Here is a 26,054-nt window from a genome sequence, read left to right on the forward strand (position 1 = left end):
ATCGAGCAAATCGCTCGCGATCCATCGATACAGCAGGAAATAGCTGAAAAGCTTCAACAAGAGAATCCGGAATTGTTCATGGAGCTGGTGCATTGGATTAAGAGCCAAAGGCGGTAGGATCTCGCTCGGACTGCCGTCAGGTGCCGCCGAGTCACCTGTCGGCAGTCTTTTGCATTCCGCGGGCCTTTTCGAGCATGTCAGGAATGGCCATGACAATGGCTTTGTCCTTTATTTTTTCGTCAACTTTCAGTTCGGCACAAACTGGCAGGCAATCAAAAGGAACCAGGTCGATATGTTTTTTTTCTTTTTTTTGCGCAACACGGAGTTGTTTATTATTTTTGTCAAACCAAGCTTTGATTTCATCATCCGTGATCCTGGGCTCTTCAGGTGACGAGCGAAAAGGGCTCCAGCCCAGGAGCAAGCGCTCAGCGCACCAGCGGCGATGCTCGGCCTCCGACAAGTTTCTCAGGTTCTTGGACAGTTTGGCTGTGATGCCTGGGTCAGCGTCCCCAATGTCAATTAGCCATGAATTATCTAGCTGTTTTGGTGAACCATCAGGAGCAGAATAGCTGGTTTTTGCCTTGTCAGGGCGGCATAAAATGTCAATGAGCCATCGCTTTTTTTGGTGACTTAACGAATTGTCAGTGGCAGGGTCGCTGATTTTGGCATTGAAACCAAGGCAGCGTAATTTGACGATAATATGGTCCGCCGCATAGCGGTTGGATTCATGCTTCCAATCCTCTTCCAAATCCCATTTACGTTGCAAACGGCACACAAGATATTTCTCTTTTATTTCTTGATTATTAATTCTTGTGAGTTTTTTTGAAAACTCTTCTTCGGATTCTTTATCGAATAAACTGCTGACCTGCACAGCCAGATCGTCGAGGAAAAAATGTGTAATTGTGTTGATGTCAAAATCTCTGCCCAGTCCCCCAAATGATTCGACAGGAATTTTGCAATCTTTTTTGGTTCCGTAACTCCAATCGAGGTCATCTTTCGTGAGAAAGTCTTCAGGATAGTTGTAGTAGAAAAAAATTTGAATTTCTGTCTTGCATTTCCCGATTTTTTTCAAATCGTTTTCAATTTTAGGACAAAGTCGTTTTGTTAGAACTCGTGAATTCACGCCATTGTCAAGACAGATGTATACAGTGACAAAATATTCAGGGTGGATGCTTTGATAGAGTGGAAATGCTTCACTGAGCAGGTCGGCATCTGAACTTGGCAATTCGTAAAAACAAACTGTCGGGAAGATATGTGTTTGAAAATCTTCGGTGATGTATTCATTTTTTGGTTTCAGACAGGGATAAGAGTTGTAAAATTCTTCACGTGCCGCTGCATGGTCTGGGCAAATGACTGTAATTTCCAAGGTGTGGCCTTTCGTAAAATGCCCAAGTTGCAAGGTGTTGAGCAGGAGGGCCTGGGCCATGGGGGTCCACCCGATAATAACAACTTGGGCATGCTCTGGACCTTTTCCATTCAACACAGGACTAAAGGGCCGCCGAGCTTGCAGGTGGCGGGCTGTCAATTGTTCCAGGTTAAAGGTTTGGACAGTGAGAGCGCCGACTCTGGTGGAGTTTTCGAGGAAGGCCCGAGTGCTTGGGTGACGTACGGCGGCGTAACAGACGACTCTCTTCATGCCAATGTAACACGGGCAAAGGTCTTTTAGTTTAGTCTCTTTTTCCAGACAGGGGCCTTCTGGTTTTCGTTTTTTTGGCAGACACGGCAGATCTGTGGCCTTGCACTTTGCACCGAAAATTCCGACAAGTTGACGAACGATTCTGCAGTTGGTTTCATCATCGCTGCTGACAACAAAAATTCGTTCGGCTCGCAGTATCGAGACATCCTCATGGGACCGCTTGACGGTTGCATCCCGGACAAGCAAAGCGGCCCCAAGACGACTTATGGTATCGGCAAACGGATTTGCCTCATTTTTTTCCAGGATGGCCAAACGATTTCGTTGTTGTCTCCCTTTACGGGCACCACCCAAAATCAACCTAGCAATTTCATGCCCTTGCCAGCCCAGCCCACACAACACATTCAGCCTGCGCCACGGAGAGACCCCCCACCACCAAATCTTCAGACGCAATCCGTCTTCCCGCAAAATGCGAAAAGCCAGCACAAAAAAAGCAATTGGCAGGACCAGCAATCCCATGGCCCTGGCGAGGTGAAGTTTCCAAGGGACGCCGATTCCCGGACCGGGCTCCAGCATTGATTCACCGATAGGCAGTCCACAGGCAAGCAGGAAGGCATCCCACCAACCGACCTCCGGCAAGGGTTTCCACCAATCTGGACGTTCGCTGGAAGCAATGGTCGATTCTTCCGTGGTAATGTCGTCCTTGACAATGCCAGCATCATTGCGGCCCACCAACGTACTGGTTTGAATTTCTTCATAATACTCACGAAATCCTTGTGCACCGAGATAAAGCAGCAATACAATGGCTACAGCCGGCAAAACAACATGAGTAAAAAGGTCTGATTTGTACCAAGGTATTTTAAGAACAGAGCAATAGAAAGGAGAAGAGGATTCAGAAGAAGAACAATTGTCGGATTTTTGTGATTTATTCATTTGTATTGATTTTATATTAGAGAAGAATAAAATTAAACTTGCACATGACACCCGTAAGAATCAATTTAGATTACGCATGTGCTAGTTATTCGAAATGAATTGCAAAAAAATACTACTGGTCTTCAACTCTTTCATATGTCATTTCAAAAATATCAGGTTTACATGGGTACCTTTCACCCTTGACGCCGGTTATGATGTAGTCCCCATCCGTGATTTCATGAAACCCTTCAAGAGTCTTGATGGCGGGTTTGTAGAGCACGTTTTCTGGGAGAGAGGCGAACTTATCGAAATACATCCCATCCACCACAAAGCCATCTTCCATGCCGGGTTCGTATCGAACCGCATCAACCTCAACAGGCTTTTTTCTGTATCGCACGACAACTCCTTGTGAAAGTGAATAAAGGATAAAAACGCTTAGCAGTATAATGTGCTGAAAAAAAGTTTAAGACGCGAATTGGGATAGCTTTTGCGGAGCAATTTCTTGCTCGTCTATATTCTGATTCCATGCTTATAATGGGTCTGGCATTGATTGAGCTAGGTTTGTTCGTCAAGTCGTTGCCATGCTGATTAAGTACAATATGTTGTATTGAAAAGGCAACGGCTTCATGAACGTTACTAGGAAGAATTTCTGATGAGGGCAGAAACAGGAAACCCGCCAGATGGTGCTTGCTTCTTTTTAATAATTATGGCAGGCATTTCAAATCAGTGTATATGCCGTTTGGAAAAGGAGATCTTCACAAATAACATACTGAACAATTTGATTGTTTGTAAAAGGCAAAGTCATTCGAAAGGTGACTACGCAAAGCTACGGGTCTAAATTCGTTAAGGATATGACAGCCGGGTTGCCAATTTAAAAAAAACCTCTGGCAATCCCCAGAGGTTTTTTTATTTCATATATTAAGAGTTGGGAAACCCCAAGGCCATCAGAAGATGGATTGAAATTGTGGTAGAAGCCTCGTCTTCGCAAGTGTTCTCGATCATAAAAATTTCTATTCTTTATATAATAGAGAGTTTTCTTTAAGAAGTCACAGCTGGGCATCTTCTATAATATTATAGTTTTTACTTTTTATAAAGTACGGTATGAAAGTAACGATGGAAGTGATATATTTTGGATAAAAAGAAGTGTTGATATTTTTTTAAATGGATGTGGATATTTATTGTTTCAACACATAACATGTGAGCATAATATGAGAGTCTTGGTATTCTTGATTGTAACATTTTTGTTTCCTGTTGCCGCAATGTCCGAAGAGTTGACTTTGCATGACATTTTGCAAAGACCAGAATTAGGTCCTACGGAGTGTACATTAACACGAAACATATCGTTAACAAGCGGTGTTCAATTCAATGCTGGCCAAAAAATGGTAATTTTGGAGTACAGGGAGGATCAGGTTTTATTGATTAATCTTGATGGTCGCACCGCGTTTACTGTCGATTATGACGATACCGACATTCTTGATATATCCAGATCAATTTTTTCAAAATTGACTCCCAAACAACGTTCTTTAACCATGGAAAAGGTGCTCCAAAGCCCTGAACTGTGGCCTTATAAAGTTAAACAATTAATTAGCACCTATTATTCATCGTCAAAAAATCCAAGAGGACTTGAATTATATTTAACAGATGTAAATGACCATAGTCTTTTATTGACTCAACCTGATCATAGTTTTTCTTCCGAGTATCCTTTTGTATATACTGATTTTTTTGTACGTGCAAGGGAGAATTTGGAATCTGGTGCCCCGGGTCGTCTTTTAGAGGATCTGCAAGGTAAACTCATTGATGCTGTAACTGGTAAACAGTTTCAAATTGATCCTGCAGTGCGTTATATCATTATTTATAGGGGTGCTCAATGGTGTCCTGGCACTCGTAAGCTTACACCTGAAGTCATAAAATTATATAAAGAAATAAAGCAAAACAATCCAGAGTATGAACTCGTCTATGTGCCAGCAGAAAAGTCTAGCTTGGAGCTTCAAAAATATGCTGCGGAAATGAATTTTCCTTGGCCAGTTGTTGCTTTTCATTCGGCTGATGAACTAGCCGTGGTTCCACAAAACAATGTATATATACCAGCAATTGGAATGGCCGATATATATGGAAATACATTAATTGATATGTCGAAGCACAACAACATTACAGCTTTGGAGATACTTAAGACTAAAATTTTTGGCCAGGAATAACTATACCAGTATCAAATGGTCTGAATTTCTTTGAAAGAAACATTGTACAATTGCCGTGTTGATTGAGAAATATCTTGCTTATAACCGCATATACCCTAAGATCGATATTAAATTACGGAGAAAATGTATGGATTGAAATGTATATCTTTCTAATTAAAATAATGTACCCCTGGATCAGGATTATTTAATCGCTAAGAAAGTTTTTATGACGGTAGGTCGACATAGTCATTTATGGCTACAGCATCTGGACATTTGTAATTAAACATTATTTTAAGGATTTTATTATGAAGGCATTCATTTATTATTTTTTCTGTTTTACAATGGTTTCTTTTGTTTTATTTCTAGCTACTGGCTGCAAAACAACACAAGGCGACAGAAGAGTGTCGGATACCTCAATAGTGCAAGAAATTAGGCCAGGAGTTTCAAATATGGATGATGTTCGACTGTTAATTGGTGAACCAAACAACGTTTCTTTTTCAGGTACCAACCAAGTATGGCATTATTCTTATGCTGAAGCTACTATACGTGGTTCCACTTTCATACCTATTGCTGGATTTTTTTTGGGAGGTGTTGATAACAAAGAAGATAATGTAAATATTTTGTTTGATGAAAATGAAATTGTAAAAAATGTTGTTAGAGGACAAAATAGGGGTGGTAATCCTTTGTATCAATAAATGGTATTACTTTGATCATTAAAGCATTTCATTGAAGGATTAAGTGCATTTACGAGCCCTCTTTATGCCGAATGCAAGCTAAAGATTTTTTGCAGATGAACTTGGCGAGTGGTACCGGTTCGTTGGACAGCTTAGCGGCTCTTTTAAGGTGGAGACCTGTTTTGTATATGCCGCTACCCTTACTCCCTCGTCAGCAGTTGATCCCGGCTTCAAGCACAAGCCGGTTTCTCGGGACGGTCGAGAATGGGCCTCACAAAGCTCGTCGGAGAACGTCCCAGAAACCGGCGATCATCCGTGATATTACACTTTACGCCGTCCTCTGGCTCTACCGAATCCGGCAGCATCTCAGCTGCATAGGCCTCGTCCGGCACCATGCCTCCCAAACTCGAGTGCGGCCTGTCCGAGTTGTAACCCTCAAACCAATCGTCAAGAATTGCCCTGGCATTCGGTCGGTTGTGAACCCATATAGGTAGGCGCATTCATACTTCACCGTTCGCCATAGCCGCTCTATGGAAACATTGTCCATCCAGCGGCCTTTGCCGTCCATCAATATCCGCACTTCAGCCGAAATCAACACGCTCGTGAACTCTCGGCTTGTGAATTGGCAACCTTGGTCCGTATTGAATATCTCCGGGCTGCCGTATCATCTCAGGGCTTCTTCCAGAGCATCGACACAGAACGCCGTGTCCACCGTGTTCGATAGACGCCAACTCAATACTTTGCGGTACCAGACCATCACCGCCACCAGATACATGAAACCTTGCTGCATTGGAATGTAGGTGATGTCCGAGCACCAGACCTGATTCGGACGGTCACCGACAGGTCCCGCAAAAGATACGGATAGACTTGATGAGACTTATCAGGAACCGTCGTGCGAGGCTTGAGATAAATCGCTCTCAATCCCATCAACGCCCCATCAAACGGCAAACGAGTCTACGACCCACGCAGTGCCCGTTCTGGCCCAGCCAGAGCGTCATTTGGCGAGTCCCGAAGAAAGGCGACTGGAGATACTTCGCGTCTATAGCCGCATTAATGCAAGGTTCTCAGCCGCTTCCCCCTTGGGCTGGTGATAGTATGTCGAACGGCATATCCCAACAACGCACACTGCCTCACTATGCTGAGCCTCGGGTGGTCTACCAAAACCATACCCCTCCTCGGGGCCTGGCTCAACGCCCGGAGGCCTTGGCCAAAAAAACCCGCTCCACCGTCAACTGACCTATCTTGGCGTGGAGTTCCTTGATCTCCTGCTCGTGGGATTTGGCTTTATTTTCAGACCCTCTTGAGAAAACCTCGGCCATGCCGATCCGAGCCTGTGCTTTTTATTGTGTGATTTGGTTCGGATGAACTCCGTGTCTCGCGTCAAGCTGAGACGTAGTCAGATCGCCCGCCAACGCCTCCAAAGCCAACATTCGCCTTCAACTCAGCTGAATACTTGTCCTATTCATGGTCCCTCCCGTGTCGAGGACTCCACCTTAACAGGCTATCCAATTTTTGGGGACCACTTCAATTCGCTAGGGCCTGTTTCTAAATTATTGCAGCCACATGAGGCATGAAGCGATGGTAACCATGGCGAGAAAAGTGGCAGCTAATTTTTCGTAACGAGTAGCAACTCGTCGGTATTCCTTGAGCTTGCAGAAATAATTCTCGACAAGGTGCCGTTCTTTATAAAGATGTTTGTCATACTCACGTTTTTCGCGTCGGTTTTTCTTCGGAGGAATCACAGGGTTAGAGCCTTGCTTCAAGATGTGATCAAAGATGTATTGGGCGTCGTAGGCCTTATCGGCAATGACGTTTTCGGCCGGCAAGCACCCGATGAGTTCCACGGCTGGTACGCAGTCATTGACGTTGCCGGCGGTGAGGCGGACACGAACCAGATTGCCAAGTCCGTCGACGACGGCATGTATCTTCGTCGTCAACCCGCCCCGGCTACGGCCAATTTCTTGAAGCACTCTTCCTCCCTTGCCTCCAGACGCATGCTGATGGACTCGGACATAGGATGCGTCCAGCATAACAGTCTGTTGAAAAAGTCGTTCAACGAGCAGACCTTTTGAAAGCTAAAAATGATTGCAATATATTAAATTAATTGATATAAATGGCATATCTTGCTTGTGGTTTTATTCTTTCATCGTAGCCAGGGGAGATTGCCATGGGGTTGGGACGACAAAAGGATCGGCAAACAGACTTGTTCATTACGTGGGATCAGATACCGAAGTCCAGGGGACATGCTTTTTTCGATCGTCTTCAGTCTGTCCTTCGCAAGTCCGGCTTTGATCGGTTTGTCGAGAACCTTTGTAAGCCCTACTACGCATCCCGCAAGGGGCGACCTTCCATACCTCCCGGGCGGTATTTCCGCATGCACCTGGTTGGCTATTTTGAAGGCATTGACAGCGAGCGAGGCCTTGAATGGCGTTGCGCGGATTCGTTGTCTTTGCGGGAATTCCTGCAGCTCAAAACCTCCGAGTCCGTGCCGGATCATTCCTCTTTGAGCCGAATTCGGAGTCGGCTTCCGATTGAGGTGCATGCTGATGTTTTCACTTGGGTTCTGCAAAAGATCGCCGATGCTGGTCTGGTTCTGGGCGGCAGAATCGGAGTGGACGCCTCGACCATGGAGGCCAACGCCGCTTTGAGGACGATTGTTCGACGGGACACGGGAGAGAATTATCGGCAGATGTTGACCAGGATGGCCAAGGAAAGCGGCATTGAGACGCCCAAGGCGGAAGACTTGGTCCGTATGGATAAGAACAGGAAAGGCAAGAAGCTTTCCAACCAGGACTGGCAGTCGCCGGTAGATCCGGACTCCAAGATCGCCAAGATGAAGGATGGCCGCACTCATATGGGGTACAAGCCGGAACATGCTGTTGACTTGGACACCGGAGCCATTGTGGCCGTAGATGTTTATCCGGCCGATCAAGGCGACACGACAACCTTGAAGAAAACTCTCGCTACAACCGCTCAGAAGCTTAAGAAAACAACCCCGACTCCACCTTGTCCGGACGACCCGGCGGAGCTTTGCGCCGACAAAGGGTATCATTCTCGAGAAGTTCTGAAGGAATTGGAAGATGGCCCCTGGAAAACACGGATAGCTGAACCCAAGCCCAAAGGTCTTCTGAATTGGAGAGGCGATCATGAGGCCCGACGAGCTGTTTACAACAACCGTGCCCGCATCTCGTCGGAGACTGGAAAATGTGTCGGTAAATTGCGCACGGAGCTTGTGGAACGAAGCTTTGCGCATACTCTGGATCGAGGAGGCATGCGGCGCGTCTGGCTTCGCGGCCTTGAAAACGTCCGAAAACGCTACCTGATTCATGTTGCCGGATTCAACCTTGGCCTGCTCATGCGCAAACTGATAGGATTCGGCACCCCGAAAGGGGCCGCAGATGAGCTTGAATCGGCTTTAATAATGATCAACTGTGACTCTTTTTGCTTTCTGGCGCTCATTTTTGTGATCGGCGACTATAAATTTGTCGTTTTGGTCTTTCACACAGCCAATAATGCCTGAATCAAAATGTCTTTTTCTCAACGGGCTGATAATGGACTCAAGATCCGCATCCTTGGCGAGCACGTTAAGAACATTATGCAAGATCGGGGATTTAGCCCATGCATTGAACCGCTTGTATACGGTTTGCCAAGGGCCAAAATCCTGCAAAAGGTCTCGCCAAGGAGAGCCGGTGCGAAGAATCCACAGGATGCCGTTAAAGATCAAACGTGGATCTTTCGCCGGCCTGCCCTGTAAAGACGTTCTACGTGGACAAACAAGTGCTTCGATGCGTTGCCAATGTTCATCGGAAATGTCGTGTCGGCTCATCAAGGAACTTTTGCCATATTAAGCCGAAATGCCTAGCAATATTTTAGAAACAGGCCCTAGCAATTTTCCAGAGCACCTATTTTGCTTTCCAGCTCTTCCAGTCGCAGCAACAGCTTTTCTCCACGTTGTTCCACCTCGTGATATTCCTTGCTGAGGCGGGTGAATTCTTCCGCGCGGGCGTAGGTTTCCGGGTCAGCCAGGATCTGTTCCAGTTCGCTTTGGCGGGCCAGGGCTTTTTCGAGATCTGATTCAACCTTGGCGTAATCGTTTTTCAAGGGCTTGAGTTGGCGGGAGAGAGCGTTGCGCTGTTCGGCCTCAATCCTGCGACGCTCCTTTTCATCCTGGCGCGAGGCCTTGACGCTCTGAACCGGCTGATCCACCGGGCAGTCCGGTTGGCTCCCCTGTTGCCGATATGCCTCGTATTCTTCATATCCTCGGGTGAAAACCCGCAGTCCTTCCTGCCCCACGGCCAAGATCTCCTGGGCGGCTTCGGCCAGCAGATTACGGTCGTGCGCCACGAAAATCAGTGTGCCCGTATATTCTTCCAGGGCCCGGATCAGGGCTTCGCGGCTTTCCAGGTCCAGGTGGTTGGTGGGTTCGTCCAGAACCAGGAAATTGGCCCGGGCGGCAAAGAGCGAGCCCAGGAGCAGTCGGCTTTTCTCGCCGCCGCTCAGGCTGGACACCGGACGTTCCCAGTATTCCTCCCCCAGCAGGAAAAGCCCGAGGATTGAGCAGGCCTCGAAGTAGGTGGCCTTGGGTCCGGCCAGGCGGCGCATCTCGGACATGACCGAGGTGTCCGGATTGAGGATTTCGGTCTGGTGCTGGCTGAAATAGCCCATCACCGTGTTCGGGCCGATCTTGATCCGCCCGTTCCGGGGCGTCAGGTCGCCGCTGATCAGCTTGAGCAGGGTGGTCTTGCCCGCGCCGTTGGGACCAGCAAGGGCCACCTTCTGGCCCCGGTAGAGCTGAAAGGTCAGCGGCGGCCAGAGGGGACTGCCGTCAAAGGAAAAATCCAGGTCAGCGGCGGCCAGGACGGTCTGGTCGCCGCGGCTGGGCTCGGGAAGCGAAAAGGAGAGGGTTCTGGTGCGGGTTTGCGGACGCTGGTTGCGCATCTCCTCCAGTTCCTTGTGCAGCTTGTCCGTGCTTTTGAGCTTGCTCTGGGCCTGTCTGGCCTTGCTGGCCTTGTACCGGAAGCGGTCGATGAAGGCGGTCTGGTGGCGGATTTTCTCGTCGATGGCCGCGGCCTGGCGCTCCCACTGCTGTTCCATTTCCTCCCGCCAGGCCAAAAATTCGGTGAAGGTTCCAGGCCGCAGGATGGGCTTGGCTTCGCCCAGAAAGAGGGTCTGGGTGGCCACCTTGTCCAGGAAGACCCGGTCATGGGCCACGAAAACCAGAACGCCGTCGAAACCCAGCAGGTACTGCTCGAGCCAGGTCACGGCCTCCAGGTCCAAATGGTTGGTGGGTTCGTCCAGGAGCAGCACGTCCGCGCCCGCGGTGAGCACCCGGGCCAGTTTGGCCCGCTCGCGCCAGCCGCCGCTTAAGGCCTGCAGCGGCTTGTCCAGGTCGTTGTCGCTGAAACCCAAGCCGCAAAGAATCGTCTTGGCCCGATGTTCCGGGCTGTAGCCCAGTTGATGCTCCAGGACGGTCTGTTCCTCGGCCAATTTTTTCAGCCCGGCCTCGTCCCGTTGTCGGACGGCGTCTTCCCAGCGTTGCCAGAATCCAGCCCATGAGGGCAGTGCGTCCATGATCCAGGCCAGAAGCCCCCGTTCCAGGTCCCCTGTCTCCAGTTCCTGGGCAACATAGCCCAGGCGGGCGCCAGTGGAAAAAATGATCCGTCCGCTGTCCGGCGCGGACTCCCCGGCCAGAATGCGCAGGAGGGTCGACTTGCCCGCGCCATTGGCGCCCACGACAGCCAGGCGGGTCCCGCCGGTGATTTCCAGATTGAAATCCTTGAAGATGTCCCGACCGCCATAGGATTTGGTCAGGGCGTGAATGGTGAGTTTTGACATTGTTTTTGCGATTGAAGCTGTTCGTGTTGAAGAGTTATGGGAATGGGGGCGCAGGTTTGAGTGTCCGCATACCGCATGATCAAGGCGGTTACGCCTGTTTTGCGGCAAGATAATTTTTGCGGTACACTTGAAGCAAGTCAGGAAATCCAGTCAGGAATTGATCGTTTGTCAACTTGCAGTTCGCTAAACGCATACATGGAGGAGATCATGGAACTGTCGGGCAGGAAAGTCATGATTCTGGTTGCGGAAATGTATAACGATTACGAGTTCATCTATCCGTACTACCGGCTTCTGGAGACAGGCGCCGAGGTCCAGGTTGTCGGCGCCAAATCCGGTGTCGTTTATTCGGGCAAGGCCGGGACCACGGCCAAAAGCACTGCCGCGGCCAAGGATCTGAATCCAGCCGATTTTGCCGGAGTGGTCATTCCCGGCGGCTATGCTCCGGATTTCATGCGCCGCAATACGGCCATGGTCGATCTGGTCCGGGAACTGGACAAGCAGGGCAAGGTCGTGGCGGCCATTTGTCACGCCGGCTGGATGCTGGCGTCAGCCAAGATTCTCCAGGGCCGGACCGTGACCTCCTTTTTCGCCATCAAGGACGACCTGATCCATGCCGGAGCGAACTGGGTGGACCAGGAGGTGGCGGAAGACGGCAAGCTGATCACCAGCCGCACCCCGGAAGACCTGCCGGCCTTTATGCGTGCCGTGCTCCGGGCGATGTCCCAGGTCTGACCGGGGTTTTCGGTTCAGGCGTAGTTGACCGGAGCGAGTCAGAAGCATTGGAACCGCCCCCGCACTCACTTTGTTCAGGATGGTCGACAGTTGCTACAATCTGTCAGAGCAAAGTGAGGGGGGCGGTTCAATGCCTCGGTCACAGATTCTTCAAAAATATTAATACTCAGCAGAGCCAGAAAAAGACCTGGATACCGGCCTTCGCCGGTATGACTAGCTTGGTTAAGGCTTGCCCAGATAGTCATTCCGGCAAAAGCCGGAATCCAGTGCTAGAGAATGATCATGCACCGTATGTGCTGAGTAGTTATCAAAAAATGAAATTGAACTGCTACAACATGTACTTGATGTCCGATACATGGGTCGGATACGCCCACAACAGGCTTTTCAACTGCTCCCTGGTCAGCCCGAACTTGATGGCCAGGGCAAAAATGTTGATCATTTCCTCAGCATTGTGACCCAGGAGATGCGCTCCCAGAACCGTGCCCTCGGTCTTGTCCAGGATTATTTTATAGCCTGCGTGTTTCTGGCCGATACGCCTGGATGACATCCATTCCGCGGCATCTCCGGCATTGATTTCCAACTCGATTCCTTGCTGCCCGGCATGAGTCCGGGCTTGTTCCTCGCTCATGCCCACGGCTGCCAGCGCGGGGATGCTGAAGACCACGCTGGGTACAGCTGTGTAGTCAGCGTGAACGCTGTTGCCGTGCAGGATGTTCGTGGCGGCGGCCTGGGCCTCCATGTCCGCGGTGGGGGAGAGAAGGTGCGGCGTGTCCGCGACGTCTCCCATGGCATAGACGGATGGGTTGGACGTCTGCAGGAAGGAATTCACGCTGACGCCCCGTGAAGTGTGTTCCACGCCCGCAACGTCCAGTCCAAGGTCCTCGATATCCGGATCGCGTCCTATGGCGACCACGGCTTTCCCCACTCGAAGGGCCTGCTGGTCCGCTCCGGATATGTGCAGCCTCAGCCCGCCTTCGTCTTCTTCAACCCGCTCTACGCTTGTTTCCGGCAGGAACGAAATACCCTGGGCCTGTCCGGCTTCCATCAGCCGGGCAACCAGGTCAGGGTCAAAGCCGCGCAGAAAGGATTTGCTGCGGTGGATCACGGTTGTCCGCACTCCGGCCTGGGCGCAGACATGCGCGAACTCAAAGCTGATGAAACCGCCCCCGATGAAAGCAATGGCGGAGGGCAGGTTGTCCAGCTCAAGAAATCCGTCACTGTCTAGCAGCAGTTCGTTACCCGGAACCGGAAGCTTCCTGGGCACGGCTCCGGCGGCAATGACGATCTTGTCCGCCGAAAAAGACTTCTTCCCAATGCTGATCTGACGCGGTCCGGTAAAAGAAGCCCGGCCATGTTCGGTACGGATGCCGGCGTCCTGGAAGCCCTTTTCGGAGCGCTCGGGAACGCTGTAGGTGAAATCGCGCTTGAAACGCATCAAGTCCGCCCAGTCCATGCGGCTTTCCCCGGCAACACCCTGCCCGTGCAATGCTGAAGCGCCATGGATCGCCTGAGCCGCGGCCACGAGCATTTTCTTGGGCTGGCAGCCGCGCATGGCGCAGGTGCCGCCAAAAGGCTGTTTGTCCACCACCAGAACGTTGCGTCCGGCCTTGCGGCAAGTATGTGCCACTGTATAGCCGGCCGTGCCGGTTCCGATAACGATGACGTCGAAATGTTCCATGGCTCCTCCCGGTTGAGGATTAAACGTCCTTCAAGTCGCTGATCCAGCTCATGGCCGCGGCCACGGCCGGAAATCCGATGGTCGACGTGAGGATGATCAAGGCGTGACGCAGCTCCTCCTGGGTTGCTCCGGCAGCTATGGCCCTTTTGGCGTGGCTGTGGACGGCGCCCTCCAGACGCAATGCCGCCGCGGCCCCGAGCTGCACGAGATTGACGGTCTTTTCATCCAGAGGTCCGGCCTCCCGTACCGCCTTGCCCAGATCCGCAACCGCTGACATGTACCCAGGGTAGTTGTCCATCATTCTCTGAAAATTTGGGGGAAGCTTTTCAGCGGACATGTTCGTCTCTCCTTGCGTTTGAGGTTATGGCAGGGTGCTCCTGTACCATCTGCCATGCGAATCGTCCGTCGACCAATGAAATCGTGCTGGCAGACTTGCAATCTATCAAAGAAGGAATAGGTTATCCAGCAACATAGTACGTGTCGAGAGACGATCAACCCCAGCCATACCAAGACAAAGGCGGGTACGAATGAATACGATGAATTACGCGTTCATGTGCGCGACTCCGGCTCCATCCAACGGACTGAAGGCGGCCGTTGTCGGTTCCGGTCCGGCCGGACTGTCCGCGGCCGGGTGGCTGGCCTGCGCCGGCTACGAGGTCCATGTTTACGACAAGCTGCCCAAGGCCGGAGGACTGCTGGTTTTCGGCATCCCGGGTTTTCGTATTCCTGCCCGGCGTATTGAGGATGCCGCCCTGAAGCTCAGCGAGGATTACGGTGTGCAATTTCACTTTTGCACCAAAATATGCACCCAGGACAAGGTTTGCGAATCTGGAGACGAGTTTGTCCAGGAAATGGTCAGCCTTTCCGAACTGCTCCACGAGTGCGCGGCAGTGCTGATCTGCACGGGCAGCTGGCGTTCCAGGAAGCTGAACATCCCCGGAGAGGACCTGCCCGGCGTCTATACCTCTCTTGAGTTTCTGTTTCCGCTCCGGGCGTGCAGGATGTCCCAGAGTCAGGTGGTCGCTCCCCAGGTGGAGGGACGGCGGGTCGCCGTCATCGGGGCGGGCCTGTCCGCGGTGGACGTTGTGCAGAGCTGTCTGCGGCTGGGTGCGAAAAAGGTGTATCTGCTCTACCGCAAAACCGTGAACGAGGCGCCGGCCGGTCGAATGGAGATCAAGCTGCTGCGCCAGCGCGGCGTGCACTGGGTGGAGCGGGTCACGCCATTGCGCATTGAGGGCGAGGAAAACGTTGAAAGGCTGATCTACCGGCAGGACGGGGAATCCGAGGCTGGTGATTCGGGATCGCAACAGCAGGCGGAACGGGAACTGGCCGTGGATCTGGTGGTGGCGGCCATCGGCGAGGTGCCCACCAATCCTTTTCCCCGCGAGCTGCGGCTGGAAGACATTTCCAAAAAGGGTGAGGGCTGGCTGCAGATGACCAAGTTCGAGGGAGTGTTCGTGGCGGGGGATGTGCTGACGGGCCCCTCGAAGATCGGCCGGGCCATTCTCAGCGGCTTGCGGGCGGCGGAATCATTGGATGGATGGATCAAGGCCCACGCAGGCCAAGCCGAAACAGCCCCCGAGGAGCAAGCCCATGCCTGAATCCAAGAAGACGCTCTACATCGATTACAACCTGTGCATCGGCTGCGAAAGCTGCGAGGCGGTCTGCGGCTATCTATACGGGCAACCGCGGATTCACATGACCCGGACCAGCGACGGGATCACCGTGCCCATCAGTTGCCACCACTGCTCCAATCCGGCCTGCATGAAGGCCTGCAACGTGAACGCCTTTTACCAGGACGAGGAGGGTGCGGTCATCCTGCAGCCCAAGGCCTGCGTCGGCTGCATGGTCTGCCTCTCGGTCTGTCCTTTCGCGGCCATTTCCCATTCCCGCACGGGCCCCAATCCCGTTGCCAAATGCGACCTCTGCGCCGAACGACGGGCCAAAGGCATGATCCCGGCCTGCGTGGAAATCTGTCCCTGCGGCGCCATTCTTTTCGGCAGTCCGGAAGAGATCGAATCCGAACTCCGGCAACGGGTCGCCGAAGGAATCGTCCAGGCCCACATGCACCCGGAACGCTTCGGCACCCAGGTCGGGCTGAGAGCCATGAAAAAGTCCGTGAACGTGGAAGGGTATTCCGCGGGAACGGGTCAGGTTACAGAAGATGAACAATGAAATAAGCAACCTTATGGTCAATACGTTTGGGCGGCAATTCCAGCAACGCAGCCAGGCGCGACTCATCCGCTTTGATGAACAAACCGTGCCGGGCACATCGGTCAACGATCTGAATCCCAAGCTTTGGCGTCGCTTCAGGACGGTGATTTCACCCAAGGACGATGAGGAATTTCTCGAGAAGATGAAACTGGTTGCCAGGGATGATGACGGCATCACTCGGGCAACGGTCAGCGGCATTCTGATGGCCTCGGATGTTCCGGAATCATTCATGTCCAGTGCGTTCATCCAGGCTGTCTTTTATCGGGGCGCCGAGCGCAACGGCGCCTATCAGCTGGACGCCAAGGATGTCGTAGGTCCACTGGACGTACAGATACGGGACGCCTGCAAGTTTATCGAGAAAAACATGCGGGTCTTTGCCGTCAAAGCGCCTTATCGGATTGAGACCCCACAGTTTTCCATGAACGCGGTCTTCGAAGCGGTGGTCAATGCCGTAGCCCATAGGGATTACTCCATCTATGGCTCCAAGATTCGCCTGCACCTCTTTTCGGATCGGCTGGAGATCTTCTCACCTGGTTCGATCCCCAACACCATGACCATCGAGAGTATTTCGGAACGGCAATCGTCACGGAATGAATTGATCAGCTCCCTGCTGGCCCGATGCCCAATGAATGTGGACGCCATCGGCAGCCAGCGAAACTACATCATGGACAAGCGTGGCGAGGGGGTTCCGATCATTATCGCTGAAAGCGAGAAGTTGTCAGGCAGGAAACCGGAATACAGGCTTCTTGATGACTCCGAACTGATGCTGACGATTTATGCCGCGCAGTCGCCGCATGGCGAGGACTGACCGCATGCAACTGTTCGGGCAACTGTTCAGCTGAGGTCCGGGGCACCTGCTTTTGTCGCGAGGACTTCACGCGGCAAGGGCATGGACGTGAACCAAGGCGGCCGAGGTCAGGCCTTCCAGGTCGTACCCGCCCTCCAGGAGGGAGACGATGCGCCCCTTGGCGCTTTCGTCGGCGATTTCCATGGTCAGCTTTGTCAGCTCGTCGAAATCCTCGGGATGCAGCCGGAAAGCGCCCAAGGGATCGACGGAAAGAGCGTCAAATCCCGCAGAAATGAGGACCAGCTCCGGCTTGAACTCCCTAGCCGCCGGAAGAAGCCGGTCGCGGAACGCCTCCAGAATCGGTTCCACACCGGTACCGGCGGGGAAAGGGCAGTTGATGGTATAGCCCTCGCCGGCACCCTCACCGGTTTCTTTGGCCGCACCGGAATAGGGATACCAGTTGCTCTGATGGGTGCTGAAGAAGAGCACGGAGGGGTCATCGTAAAACATTTCCTGGGTGCCGTTGCCATGATGCACGTCCCAGTCCACGATCAGGACGCGTTCAATGCCGTGCGCCAACTGGGCGTGGCGGGCAGCCAGGGCGATGTTGTTGAAAATGCAGAACCCCATGCCCTGCCTTGGGCGGGCGTGGTGTCCCGGAGGCCGCATGACGCAGAAGGCGCTGCGACTTGGGCCATTGATCACGGCATCCACGGCCGTCATGGCGCCTCCGGCCGCATGCAGCGCCGCGTCCCAGGAGCCGGGGCCGACGTTGGTATCCGGGTAGCCCAGGCTGCGGTGACCTTCCGTGATGCGCCTGTAAACCAGCTCGATGTACCTTTCGCCATGGCAGTAGGCCAGTTCCCGAGTCGTCGCCGGCCTGGGGGACAATCGCGGCAGAACAGAGGCCGTCCGATCGTCTTCCAGGCCGCGGACCAAGGCGGTGTAGCGCATCGGGCTTTCCGGATGCCCAGCACCGGCGTCATGAACGGCAAATACGGAATCGTAAAGCAGCGCCGTATGCATTGGATCGTCTCCTTGGCGAAGATGAAACTGATTGCTTTTTGCCCGATGGTCTGGCGGTTTTTTGGATGCTACAAATGATCCTGAAGATAGTTCTCGTAGGCAGCCTCGACTTCCTTGGGACCCCATGTGCCGGCTGGATAGAAGTGTAGATGCTCGGCCCTGTCTCCGCAAGATTCGCACATTTCCAGGATTGGAGTGAGGTAGGCCCAGCAGCGCTTGACCGCGTCCTGGCGCCAGAACAGCATCTGGTCGCCCAGCAGGCAATCCATGAGCACCTTTTCATAGGCATCCTTCAACCTGGAATCCACCGTTTCATGGCTGTAGTCGAAGCGCATGGTCACGGTGCGCAGGATGCTGCTCATCCCCGGCGACTTGGTCTGGAGGGTCAGGTTGATCACCTCATCCGGCTGGATGCCCAGAATCAGGCGATTCGAAGAGATTTTTTCCCCGAGAATATGCCGGAACATGGAATGCGGCACGTCCTTGAACTGGATGACGATCCGGGTCAACTTGCGGGCCAGGCGTTTGCCCGAGCAGATATAGAAGGGCACTCCCTGCCAGCGCCAGTTGTCGATGTAGGAGCGCAAGAAGGCAAATGTGGGAGTCAGGGAGTTTGGAGCGACGCCTTCTTCCTGCCGGTAGCCGGGCACGGCATGGCCGTTGATGCTTCCGGAAGCATACTGTCCGAGGACGAGATCCCTGAACCGGCCCTGGAGTTCAAAAGGACGCAGGGAGTTGAAGACCTTGGTCTTGTCGTCGCGAACCGACTCGTCCTGGAAGCGGGAGGGAGGCTCCATGGCTACCAGGGAGAGAAGTTGCATCATGTGGTTCTGGAACATGTCCCGGATTACCCCGGCCTGTTCGTAGTACCCGGCCCTTTTTTCCACTCCAAGCGTTTCCGCCGCGGTGATGCTGACGTATTCGATAAAGTTGCGGTTCCACAGCGGCTCGAAAATCGTGTTGGCAAACCGGAACATGAGCAGGTTCTGCACGGTTTCCTTGGCTAGGTAGTGGTCGATCCGGAAAATCTGGTGTTCGCTGAAATGCTGGTGCAGCACATCGCTCAGTTCCTGGGCCGAGGGCAGGTCGTGGCCGAAAGGTTTTTCCAGAACGATTCGGGACCATCCATGATGCCGATCCCGCTCACGGGACAGCCCGCTTTGGCCAAGCAGGGTGGAGATCACCGGATACAGTTGCGGAGGCACGGCCAGATAAAAAAGCCTGTTGCCCTGAGTACCGAATGAGGCGTTGACCGATTCCAGCCGAAGGCTCAATCGATCATAGTCCTGGACATTGTCATAAATCAGGGTCTGGTAGCGGATTTTGCCGATGAACTCCTCTCGTCGGTCATGCAGGCCCTCGATGGGGGGAGGCAAGATGGCCTTGATGCGGTCCTGAAAGGCGGAGTCGGTGTACGCGGTTCGGCTGCACCCGATAACGGCAAAATGATCCGGCAGGTGACCTTCAGAAAAGAGGTGGAACAATGCCGGAAACAGCTTGCGTGTCGCCAGATCGCCGGATGCGCCGAACACAACGATGACGCACGGCGCGAGGCGACTCCGGCCTCGCAGCAGCGGATCGCCGGAAAAATCCGTTTGTACGACCGTGTTCATGAACAGGTTTTGGGGTTCGTGTTCTGTCATGGCTCCCATTGGTCGGTGCTACAGCCGACGGTTCTGCCTGTGCCTGGGTATGTGGAGCGACACAGGCGACTTCAGAATTTGTTTCTGCCAGGCGGGTTCAATGACGCATCAACCATATCAACAGCAATGCCGCAGAACCGACCAGGAGAGAGGTGGTCACCGGGAGATAGAGGCGCAGGTTTCCCCGTTGGATCAGGATGTCGCCGGGAAGCCTGCCGAGTCTGAGTTTTTGGATCACCTTTCGGTACAGCCCGGTGAGCACAAGAAAAACGACAATCAAGGTCAAGAGCTTCAACAACATGGGGATATCCCGGTTTTGTTCCGGGCATGCGGCACGACCACTCCTGTGTGACCATCATGAATTCTGCCGGATTCAAGCAAAGAGATCTGACAATGCGTTTTTAATTCCATGCTTGTCCAGGCCGAGCTGTTTGCGCAACAATCGCTGGGGACCGTGTTCCACGAAGGCATCCGGAATGCCCAGCAGCTTGATGCGCTGTCCCTTGAGCATGTTCTCGGCGGCAAACAGTTCCAGTACGGCAGAGCCGAATCCACCGGCGACGACGTTTTCCTCCACCATGAGAATCCGTTCATACCGGGCGGCCAAGTCCAGAAGCTGTTCTATCGGCAGGGGTTTGATGAAGCGGGCGTTGAAAACGGCGACGGACTTGCCCATTTCCATGCTCGTTTCCTCGGCCGCCTCAAGACTTGGATGTACCCTGCTGCCGATGGCCACGATCAGGGCATCTTCACCGCTTCGCAGCAATTCTCCCCGGCCCAGGGGCAGGGGGTGCGGAGTCCCTTGATACTTGGCGCCGATTCCGACCCCGCGCGGATACCGAATGGCAGATGGACCGTCATGGCTCATGGCCGTGGCCAGCATCTGCTGAAGCTCGCTCTCATCCTTTGGCGCCATGAACAACAGGTTCGGGATATGTCGCAGATAGGAAATATCAAAAGTGCCATGATGTGTGGCTCCATCCTCGCCGACGAGGCCGGCGCGGTCCAGGCAGAGGGTTACCGGCAGATTCTGGAGACAGACGTCGTGGACCACCTGATCGTAGGATCGCTGCAAAAAGGTCGAATAGACGGCTACCACGGGATGAAAGCCCTGTGATGCCAAACCGGCGGCCATGGTTACGGCATGCTGCTCGCAAATTCCCACGTCAAAAAATCTGTCGGGGAAAGTGTCCGCAAAAAAATTCAATCCTGTTCCTTCCGGCATGGCCGCTGTGATGGCGACAATCTTCGGGTTCTGTTCGGCCAGATCGACCAGAGTACGGCCGAATATATCCGTATAGGGGGGCAGGCAGCTGGATAATTTCTTTGCTTCGCCGGTTTCGGGAACGAAGCATCCGACACCGTGAAAATAGGTGGGGTTCTTTTCCGCCGGACCATAGCCCTTGCCCTTGGTCGTGAGTACGTGCACCAGAACTGGTCCGTCGAGTTCCTTCACCTGCCGGAAAATATTCACCATGTCCTGCATGTTGTGCCCGTTGATCGGCCCAATGTAGTTGAATTTGAAGGCCTCGAAGATCATCCCCGGCGTAAAGAAGCTTTTCAAGGACGATTCACTGAGCCGGGCATAGTTTGCCAGGTCGTCGCCGAACCGCGGGACTTGGCGCATCCATGTTTCCATCTGCTGTTTGAACCGCTGCACCCAGCGTTTGGACAGCTTACGGCTCAGGAAGGATGAAAGTGCTCCGACATTTCGGGAGATGGACATTTCATTATCGTTCAGCACAACAGTCATATCCACACCCAGATCTCCGGCCTGATTCAAACCCTCGTATGCCAGTCCGGCAGTCATTGATCCGTCGCCGATAATGGCAGCCACGGAATGGTCCTGGCCGGCGAGGTCGCGGGCTATGGCCATGCCCAAGGCGGCGGAAATGGAGGTACTGGAATGGCCTACGCCAAAATGGTCAAAGGAGCTTTCGGCCATTCTGGGGAAACCGCTGATTCCGCCCATGGTGCGCAAGGTGTGAAAGGACTCCCGCCTGCCGGTCAGAATCTTGTAGGCGTAGGCCTGATGACCCACATCCCAGACCAGACGGTCCTTTTCGGGATTGAAGATGTTGAGCAGGGCCAGTGTCAGGTCAACCACTCCCAGGGATGGTGCGAGATGGCCGCCATTTGCCGAAACCGTTGAGATGATCATTCGCCGAACTTCCGAGGCTACGGCCTCGAGTTCAGGAATTGCCAGGGAAGTGACGTCGCGGGGATGATTGATCACGGAGAACAGCGCATGTCCATCCAATCTTCCGGACTTGGGGGCGGCTGTTTTTCCTTTTTCTGGTGCCGCGTTTCCGAAAGCCGGAGTGTTGCCGTCCGCGGACTGTTGCAATTGAGTGGCTTCCCTGGACATGTACGTGGCGGTGGAATTGCTATGCATGATTTTTTGCTGTGGATTCTGTTGGTTTTAGTGGTAATTGTCTGACAAAGAGTCATTGCTCATGCAGCTCGGATCAGGATGTATTCGGCAAGTTCACGTAAAAAAAGCGCATGGTGGTTGTCATACGACTGCAAGGACGCCAAGGCCTGATCGGTATGGTCCCGAGCCAGGCGGCGGCTGGCGTCGAGACCAAGCAGGGCGGGGTAGGTCACTTTGCCCATGCCTTCATCGCTGCCCACGGGTTTGCCCAGCACGCGTTCATCTCCGGTAACATCAAGGATATCGTCAGTGATTTGAAAGGCCTTGCCCACGTGAATTCCATAGGCTTCGGCTCGCTCCACATCGTTCGCCCCTGCCCCGCCAAGCAAAGCCCCGCAAACACAGGACGCCCTGATCATGGCTCCGGTTTTCAACTCCTGCATCCGGGACAGATCCTGTACTTGAACCGCATCACGGCCGGTCCATTCCATGTCCAGAACCTGTCCGCCGACCATGCCGCTCGCGCCGGCAGCCAGGACGAGTTCCCGCCCAGCACCCAGAATCCGATCCGCGGAGACATTGCATGAAAACAACAAGCCGAAAGCTTCCGTCAGCAGGGCGTCCCCGGCCAGGATGGCCATGGCCTCCCCGAACTGCTTGTGGTTTGACGGCTTGCCGCGGCGCAGGTCATCGTCATCCATGGCCGGAAGATCGTCATGCACCAGGGAATATGTATGGATGCATTCCAGGGCCGCGGCGGCAGGCAGGACATTTTTTCTGTTTTCACCGGTCATCTCGGCCCAGACTATGCACAGCGCGGGCCGCAGACGCTTTCCGCCGGCCAGCAGGCTGTATTCCATGGCATGGAGCAGAATGGCCGGAACGCCCGCGCGTTTAAGACAATCGGCCAGGAAGCGATCCACCTCGCTGCCAAGTTCAGAAAGGTATGCCTTCATCTTTGGTCTCCGAAAAAGCGCTCTCCTGATCAACGGTCCCATCCGCCTGTTCAAAGGGTTCGAGCAGGCCCTGGGATAAAACCATCACTTCGTTGCGGGCCGTTTCCAATTGCCGACGACAGCTTTTCGCCAAGACAACGCCGTCCTTGAAAAGGGCCACTCCTTCCTCCAGGGGCAGATCCTCTGCCTCGAGTCGCGCGACTATCCGCTGCAACTCCGACAGCCGGACGTCGAAGCCCGGCTCTTTCTTCTTGCCGCTCATTGTTTTTTACCTCAACGTATCTCTGCAACCGAAGCGGACCATGCCGTAACCCGGACTGAAGGTCTTTGAACCGCATATCGGACGAAACATCCGGTAGTCTTGATTCATTCTGGCATCAACCCACTGCAAGTTTCTCATAATGAAGTGATTGACTGTTGACACCATTAACAGCGGGAGTTGGAACACTCAAGAAGAAAAATGATAAATGGATACAAGTTCGCGGGCTTTATTCGGAACAAAAAGAACAATGTAATGATCGGTACAAATGCCGAGAATGTATCCAGGTTCAATTTATGCGATCCTTCCTGACCATCCAAGCCGGGAGTTCCTGCCATGCAAGGCGCATGGCCTGGCGAATCTGTTTCGACTGGGGTTCATATTTGTGCATGAGGCTCCAGAAGTCAGGGCCATGGTTCATGACTCTGGTGTGGCAGAGTTCATGGACGAGCACATATCTCGCCCACTGCCGAGGAAGAAAAAGCAGCTTGCAGTTCAGGCTGATGTTTTTTCCTCGGGTGCAGCTTCCCCAGCGGGTGTGTTGATTCCTGATCGTCACCTTGGAAAATGGCAGATCCAGCTCATCCGATATCTGCTTCAGCCAGGCAGGCAGGAATCCGGCAGCCCGTTGCCGGACCCACTGCTGCAATGCCGCGGCGCATGTCGCCGGTTGGGCCACGGCACTGGTCAGGTGCAGCGTATTCGGACCTGCTTCACGTATCCGCACCTGACCATTATGCCTTGAACCGTGCGACGCGGCGTAGGTGATGAACCACTGTTCCCGAATGGCCTGGAGATCGAGTGAGTCCGGGAGCTTCAGCGACTCAGGAGAGTCCGATTCGGTCTTCCTGCTCCTGAATCTGTCCAGATGGCGGATGATCCAGGATGACTTGCTCCGAATCAGCATTTCCAGATCGACCTTCGGGGTGAACACGCTCTTGGGAACAATCACCACCATTCCTTCCCTGGAAGAAAGACGAAGCCGAATCCGCGTTGCCCGGATCGATTCCCTGATCCGGTACGTGCATGATCGCCCGTCATCCAGCTGAATGCTGTGCATGTCCTTATCCTTACTCGACTTGCTCTTCGATGTCATTGTCATATGAGTACCAGGAATAGTCCGCTGCCTTGAACCGTTCAGGTTATCGTCATGGAACGTCAATGATTGAAAGCTTGCTTCCCGTTGAATGCTTCCTTATTCTTCGTGAAACCAATGGAAGTATCTTCGTTTTGTTTTTGCCCCGACAGCGAATAGGGCTCATCCACATCGCTTTTTTCCGAGAGGTATCATGCCATCAAAAAATTATTATTTCATACATGTTTTTGTTCTCGCCTTGCTTTTTTTTCCGTCCCTGTCCTGGTCGGAAGACGCTCCCTGGAGACATGGCTTCGCGTTGCATGAAGACTTGAAATACGGACCGGACTTCACCCACTTCGAGTACGTGAACCCCGAGGCCCCGAAAGGCGGCGAGATGCGGTTGGCTGGAATCGGCACCTTTGACAGCTTGAATCCGTTCATTCTGCGCGGAACACCGCCAATTGGGCTGGGCATGACCTTTGATACGCTGACCGTCCAGTCCCAGGATGAACCATTCTCGGAATACGGGCTGATTGCCGAAAGCATTCAGGTTCCTGAAGATCACTCCTGGGTCGCCTTCTCTCTGCGTCCGGAAGCCCGGTTTCACGACGGGTCGCCCATCACCGTGGACGACGTGATCTTCACCCTGCAAACCCTGCAGACCCAGGGACATCCATTTTATCGCGCCTATTACGCCAATGTCGTCTCCGCGGAGGAAATCGGTCCGAGGCAGGTTCGCTTCAACTTCGGCGGGACGATGAACCGCGAACTCCCGCTGATTGTCGGGCAGATGCCTGTATTGTCCAAGGCGTATTGGCAGGATCGGGAGTTTGACCGCACCACGCTGGACATCCCCCTGGGCAGCGGACCGTATCGCATTGCGCGAGTGGATGCCGGGCGATCTATCACCTATGAGCGCGTTGCGGATTACTGGGCCGCGGACCTGCCGGTGAACAAGGGGCGGCACAACTTCGATCGCTTCCGTTACGAATACTACCGTGACGTCAACGTGGCCCTGGAGGCTTTCAAGGCCGGACAATACGACTTCCGGCAGGAAAACGTGGCTCGACTCTGGGCTACGGGCTATGATGGGCCGGCGCTGCGCCAGGGGCGGATCATCATGGAGGAGATACCCCATGAACTGCCGACGGGAATGCAGGGTTTCGTCTTCAATACCCGGCGTCCGGCTTTCCGGGACCCTCTGGTTCGTGAAGCCCTGACGGAAGTTTTCGATTTCGAGTGGTCCAATCAGAATCTCTTCCACGGAGCATATGCCCGGACGAGAAGCTATTTTTCCAATTCAGAGCTGGCCTCCACCGGTCTGCCTTCAGAGTATGAGCTGGAATTGTTGGAGCCCCATCGCGATCAGCTTCCGGAACGGGTGTTCACCATGGAATACCAGCCGCCGGAAACGGACGGCACCGGCAACATTCGGCCCAACATCCGGCGCGCCCTGGCCCTGCTGCAGGAAGCCGGATGGTCCGTCTCGGAGCGGGATCGCCAACTGCGGCACACAGTGACCGGGGAATTAATGGAGTTCGAAATTCTGCTCAACAGCCCCACCTTTGAACGGGTCTGCCTTCCCTATGTGCGCAATCTGGAACGTCTGGGCATCGTCGCCCGGGTGCGCACCGTGGACGCGACCCAATACCAGAATCGGATGAACGACTTCGACTTCGACATGACCGTGGGACTGTTTCCGCAATCGCTTTCTCCAGGCAATGAGCAGCGCGACTTCTGGACCTCCGAATCCGCCGCGACCCCTGGTTCACGCAATATCGCGGGGGTCCGGGACCAGGTGGTGGACAAGCTGGTGGATCTGATCATCGCTGCCCCTGACCGGGACAGCCTGATTGCCCGGACCAGGGCATTGGACAGAATTCTTCTCTGGAACCACTACGTGGTTCCGCACTGGCACTCCAGGGTGTTCCGCGTGGCCTATTGGGACAAGTTCGCCCGGCCGGAAATCACTCCAAAGTATGGGCTGGCTCTTGATGCGTGGTGGGTAAAGCGGGGTGATTGATTCGGAAGGCGGCATGAAAAACAAAGTCATTCCCGCGAAGGCGGGAATCCAGATCA

22 protein-coding genes, 1 pseudogene and 1 riboswitch are annotated in these 26,054 nt (G+C 53.6%); of the genes and pseudogenes, 8 read left to right on the forward strand and 15 right to left on the reverse strand.

Features of this window, described 5'->3' with window-relative positions; translation table 11 throughout:
* Positions 1–151: 151 nt before the first annotated feature.
* Both ACYQ15_RS14855 and ACYQ15_RS14860 read right to left on the reverse strand, forming a co-directional pair.
* Entirely contained in the window at positions 152–2,566 is a 2,415-nt protein-coding gene (locus tag ACYQ15_RS14855) for a potassium channel family protein (RefSeq protein WP_459938286.1), read from the reverse strand.
* Between the two features lie 112 nt (positions 2,567–2,678).
* Complete coding sequence (locus ACYQ15_RS14860) at positions 2,679–2,942, reverse strand: hypothetical protein (protein WP_459938287.1); 264 nt, start codon at positions 2,940–2,942, stop codon at positions 2,679–2,681.
* A 387-nt stretch (positions 2,943–3,329) separates the two neighbouring features.
* Positions 3,330–3,416, forward strand: a riboswitch (cyclic di-GMP riboswitch).
* A 337-nt stretch (positions 3,417–3,753) separates the two neighbouring features.
* Here ACYQ15_RS14860 and ACYQ15_RS14865 point away from each other — a divergent pair.
* Both ACYQ15_RS14865 and bamE read left to right on the forward strand, forming a co-directional pair.
* The gene (locus ACYQ15_RS14865; protein ID WP_459938288.1) at positions 3,754–4,740 is read left to right on the forward strand and encodes a thioredoxin-like domain-containing protein; all 987 of its coding nucleotides are present in this window, start codon (positions 3,754–3,756) and stop codon (positions 4,738–4,740) included.
* 284 nt (positions 4,741–5,024) lie between these two features.
* Positions 5,025–5,414 carry an outer membrane protein assembly factor BamE domain-containing protein gene (gene bamE / locus ACYQ15_RS14870; protein WP_459938289.1) on the forward strand — a complete coding sequence of 130 codons (390 nt, stop codon included), beginning with the start codon at positions 5,025–5,027 and terminating at the stop codon, positions 5,412–5,414.
* Positions 5,415–5,767: 353 nt separating this feature from the next.
* Here the strand turns inward: bamE and ACYQ15_RS14875 are convergent.
* Positions 5,768–6,833, reverse strand: a pseudogene (locus tag ACYQ15_RS14875) (IS3 family transposase); the annotation flags it as partial.
* A 110-nt stretch (positions 6,834–6,943) separates the two neighbouring features.
* Complete coding sequence (locus ACYQ15_RS14880) at positions 6,944–7,456, reverse strand: IS5 family transposase (protein WP_459939598.1); 513 nt, start codon at positions 7,454–7,456, stop codon at positions 6,944–6,946.
* Positions 7,457–7,560: 104 nt separating this feature from the next.
* Between ACYQ15_RS14880 and ACYQ15_RS14885 the strand changes: the two genes are divergently transcribed.
* Positions 7,561–8,913 carry a transposase gene (locus ACYQ15_RS14885; protein ID WP_459938290.1) on the forward strand — a complete coding sequence of 451 codons (1,353 nt, stop codon included), beginning with the start codon at positions 7,561–7,563 and terminating at the stop codon, positions 8,911–8,913.
* Here the strand turns inward: ACYQ15_RS14885 and ACYQ15_RS14890 are convergent.
* Both ACYQ15_RS14890 and ACYQ15_RS14895 read right to left on the reverse strand, forming a co-directional pair.
* Complete coding sequence (locus tag ACYQ15_RS14890) at positions 8,809–9,219, reverse strand: transposase (RefSeq protein ID WP_459938291.1); 411 nt, start codon at positions 9,217–9,219, stop codon at positions 8,809–8,811. The two genes, ACYQ15_RS14885 and ACYQ15_RS14890, sit on opposite strands and share 105 nt — an antisense overlap.
* Positions 9,220–9,275: 56 nt before the next feature.
* Complete coding sequence (locus ACYQ15_RS14895; RefSeq protein WP_459938292.1) at positions 9,276–11,228, reverse strand: ABC-F family ATP-binding cassette domain-containing protein; 1,953 nt, start codon at positions 11,226–11,228, stop codon at positions 9,276–9,278.
* A gap of 207 nt (positions 11,229–11,435) precedes the next feature.
* Between ACYQ15_RS14895 and ACYQ15_RS14900 the strand changes: the two genes are divergently transcribed.
* The gene (locus ACYQ15_RS14900) at positions 11,436–11,960 is read left to right on the forward strand and encodes a type 1 glutamine amidotransferase domain-containing protein (RefSeq protein ID WP_459938293.1); all 525 of its coding nucleotides are present in this window, start codon (positions 11,436–11,438) and stop codon (positions 11,958–11,960) included.
* 328 nt (positions 11,961–12,288) lie between these two features.
* On the opposite strand, the gene ACYQ15_RS14905 is transcribed toward ACYQ15_RS14900, so the two are convergent.
* Entirely contained in the window at positions 12,289–13,638 is a 1,350-nt protein-coding gene (locus ACYQ15_RS14905) for a dihydrolipoyl dehydrogenase family protein (RefSeq protein ID WP_459938294.1), read from the reverse strand.
* Between the two features lie 19 nt (positions 13,639–13,657).
* Positions 13,658–13,975, reverse strand: a complete 318-nt coding sequence (locus tag ACYQ15_RS14910) for a carboxymuconolactone decarboxylase family protein (protein ID WP_459938295.1) — start codon at positions 13,973–13,975, stop codon at positions 13,658–13,660.
* Positions 13,976–14,165: 190 nt separating this feature from the next.
* Here ACYQ15_RS14910 and ACYQ15_RS14915 point away from each other — a divergent pair, with 190 nt between their 5' ends.
* From ACYQ15_RS14915 to ACYQ15_RS14925, 3 genes are read left to right on the forward strand one after another with little or no spacing between them, the layout of a single operon-like run.
* Positions 14,166–15,239 carry an FAD-dependent oxidoreductase gene (locus ACYQ15_RS14915; protein ID WP_459938296.1) on the forward strand — a complete coding sequence of 358 codons (1,074 nt, stop codon included), beginning with the start codon at positions 14,166–14,168 and terminating at the stop codon, positions 15,237–15,239.
* Entirely contained in the window at positions 15,232–15,813 is a 582-nt protein-coding gene (locus tag ACYQ15_RS14920) for a 4Fe-4S dicluster domain-containing protein (RefSeq protein WP_459938297.1), read from the forward strand. Before ACYQ15_RS14915 ends, ACYQ15_RS14920 begins: the two co-directional genes overlap by 8 nt.
* The gene (locus tag ACYQ15_RS14925) at positions 15,803–16,660 is read left to right on the forward strand and encodes an ATP-binding protein (RefSeq protein ID WP_459938298.1); all 858 of its coding nucleotides are present in this window, start codon (positions 15,803–15,805) and stop codon (positions 16,658–16,660) included. Before ACYQ15_RS14920 ends, ACYQ15_RS14925 begins: the two co-directional genes overlap by 11 nt.
* Before the next feature lie 66 nt (positions 16,661–16,726).
* Here ACYQ15_RS14925 and ACYQ15_RS14930 read toward each other — a convergent pair whose 3' ends face one another.
* The 7 genes from ACYQ15_RS14930 to ACYQ15_RS14960 all read right to left on the reverse strand — a co-directional run bounded on the left by ACYQ15_RS14930 (position 16,727) and on the right by ACYQ15_RS14960 (position 23,957).
* Positions 16,727–17,665, reverse strand: a complete 939-nt coding sequence (locus tag ACYQ15_RS14930; protein WP_459938299.1) for a histone deacetylase family protein — start codon at positions 17,663–17,665, stop codon at positions 16,727–16,729.
* Between the two features lie 68 nt (positions 17,666–17,733).
* A complete protein-coding gene (zwf, locus tag ACYQ15_RS14935) occupies positions 17,734–19,308 on the reverse strand; it encodes a glucose-6-phosphate dehydrogenase (protein ID WP_459938300.1) in 1,575 nt (524 codons plus the stop codon).
* Positions 19,309–19,405: 97 nt separating this feature from the next.
* Positions 19,406–19,609 carry a DUF2905 domain-containing protein gene (locus tag ACYQ15_RS14940; RefSeq protein WP_459938301.1) on the reverse strand — a complete coding sequence of 68 codons (204 nt, stop codon included), beginning with the start codon at positions 19,607–19,609 and terminating at the stop codon, positions 19,406–19,408.
* Between the two features lie 72 nt (positions 19,610–19,681).
* Positions 19,682–21,703 carry a 1-deoxy-D-xylulose-5-phosphate synthase gene (gene dxs / locus ACYQ15_RS14945; RefSeq protein WP_459938302.1) on the reverse strand — a complete coding sequence of 674 codons (2,022 nt, stop codon included), beginning with the start codon at positions 21,701–21,703 and terminating at the stop codon, positions 19,682–19,684.
* Between the two features lie 59 nt (positions 21,704–21,762).
* Positions 21,763–22,638: a polyprenyl synthetase family protein gene (locus ACYQ15_RS14950; RefSeq protein ID WP_459938303.1), complete on the reverse strand. Its 876-nt coding sequence runs from the start codon at positions 22,636–22,638 to the stop codon at positions 21,763–21,765.
* Positions 22,619–22,900, reverse strand: coding sequence for an exodeoxyribonuclease VII small subunit (gene xseB / locus ACYQ15_RS14955; RefSeq protein ID WP_459938304.1), 282 nt, complete (start codon positions 22,898–22,900; stop codon positions 22,619–22,621). The genes ACYQ15_RS14950 and xseB overlap by 20 nt, the downstream gene beginning before the upstream one ends.
* Positions 22,901–23,186: 286 nt before the next feature.
* Complete coding sequence (locus ACYQ15_RS14960) at positions 23,187–23,957, reverse strand: M48 family metallopeptidase (RefSeq protein WP_459938305.1); 771 nt, start codon at positions 23,955–23,957, stop codon at positions 23,187–23,189.
* Between the two features lie 229 nt (positions 23,958–24,186).
* Here ACYQ15_RS14960 and ACYQ15_RS14965 point away from each other — a divergent pair, with 229 nt between their 5' ends.
* The gene (locus ACYQ15_RS14965; protein WP_459938306.1) at positions 24,187–25,998 is read left to right on the forward strand and encodes an extracellular solute-binding protein; all 1,812 of its coding nucleotides are present in this window, start codon (positions 24,187–24,189) and stop codon (positions 25,996–25,998) included.
* Positions 25,999–26,054: the final 56 nt, after the last annotated feature.

Source organism: Desulfonatronum parangueonense, assembly GCF_054656975.1.

Bases quoted from the DNA above. Each gene is read 5' to 3' on its own strand.
- ACYQ15_RS14855 (WP_459938286.1), bottom strand. From the start codon at position 2,566: ATGAATAAATCACAAAAATCCGACAATTGTTCTTCTTCTGAATCCTCT.
- ACYQ15_RS14865 (WP_459938288.1), top strand. From the start codon at position 3,754: ATGAGAGTCTTGGTATTCTTGATTGTAACATTTTTGTTTCCTGTTGCC.
- bamE (WP_459938289.1), top strand. From the start codon at position 5,025: ATGAAGGCATTCATTTATTATTTTTTCTGTTTTACAATGGTTTCTTTT.
- ACYQ15_RS14885 (WP_459938290.1), top strand. From the start codon at position 7,561: ATGGGGTTGGGACGACAAAAGGATCGGCAAACAGACTTGTTCATTACG.
- ACYQ15_RS14890 (WP_459938291.1), bottom strand. From the start codon at position 9,219: ATGAGCCGACACGACATTTCCGATGAACATTGGCAACGCATCGAAGCA.
- ACYQ15_RS14895 (WP_459938292.1), bottom strand. From the start codon at position 11,228: ATGTCAAAACTCACCATTCACGCCCTGACCAAATCCTATGGCGGTCGG.
- ACYQ15_RS14900 (WP_459938293.1), top strand. From the start codon at position 11,436: ATGGAACTGTCGGGCAGGAAAGTCATGATTCTGGTTGCGGAAATGTAT.
- ACYQ15_RS14905 (WP_459938294.1), bottom strand. From the start codon at position 13,638: ATGGAACATTTCGACGTCATCGTTATCGGAACCGGCACGGCCGGCTAT.
- ACYQ15_RS14910 (WP_459938295.1), bottom strand. From the start codon at position 13,975: ATGTCCGCTGAAAAGCTTCCCCCAAATTTTCAGAGAATGATGGACAAC.
- ACYQ15_RS14915 (WP_459938296.1), top strand. From the start codon at position 14,166: ATGAATACGATGAATTACGCGTTCATGTGCGCGACTCCGGCTCCATCC.
- ACYQ15_RS14920 (WP_459938297.1), top strand. From the start codon at position 15,232: ATGCCTGAATCCAAGAAGACGCTCTACATCGATTACAACCTGTGCATC.
- ACYQ15_RS14925 (WP_459938298.1), top strand. From the start codon at position 15,803: ATGAACAATGAAATAAGCAACCTTATGGTCAATACGTTTGGGCGGCAA.
- ACYQ15_RS14930 (WP_459938299.1), bottom strand. From the start codon at position 17,665: ATGCATACGGCGCTGCTTTACGATTCCGTATTTGCCGTTCATGACGCC.
- zwf (WP_459938300.1), bottom strand. From the start codon at position 19,308: ATGACAGAACACGAACCCCAAAACCTGTTCATGAACACGGTCGTACAA.
- ACYQ15_RS14940 (WP_459938301.1), bottom strand. From the start codon at position 19,609: ATGTTGTTGAAGCTCTTGACCTTGATTGTCGTTTTTCTTGTGCTCACC.
- dxs (WP_459938302.1), bottom strand. From the start codon at position 21,703: ATGCATAGCAATTCCACCGCCACGTACATGTCCAGGGAAGCCACTCAA.
- ACYQ15_RS14950 (WP_459938303.1), bottom strand. From the start codon at position 22,638: ATGAAGGCATACCTTTCTGAACTTGGCAGCGAGGTGGATCGCTTCCTG.
- xseB (WP_459938304.1), bottom strand. From the start codon at position 22,900: ATGAGCGGCAAGAAGAAAGAGCCGGGCTTCGACGTCCGGCTGTCGGAG.
- ACYQ15_RS14960 (WP_459938305.1), bottom strand. From the start codon at position 23,957: ATGCACAGCATTCAGCTGGATGACGGGCGATCATGCACGTACCGGATC.
- ACYQ15_RS14965 (WP_459938306.1), top strand. From the start codon at position 24,187: ATGCCATCAAAAAATTATTATTTCATACATGTTTTTGTTCTCGCCTTG.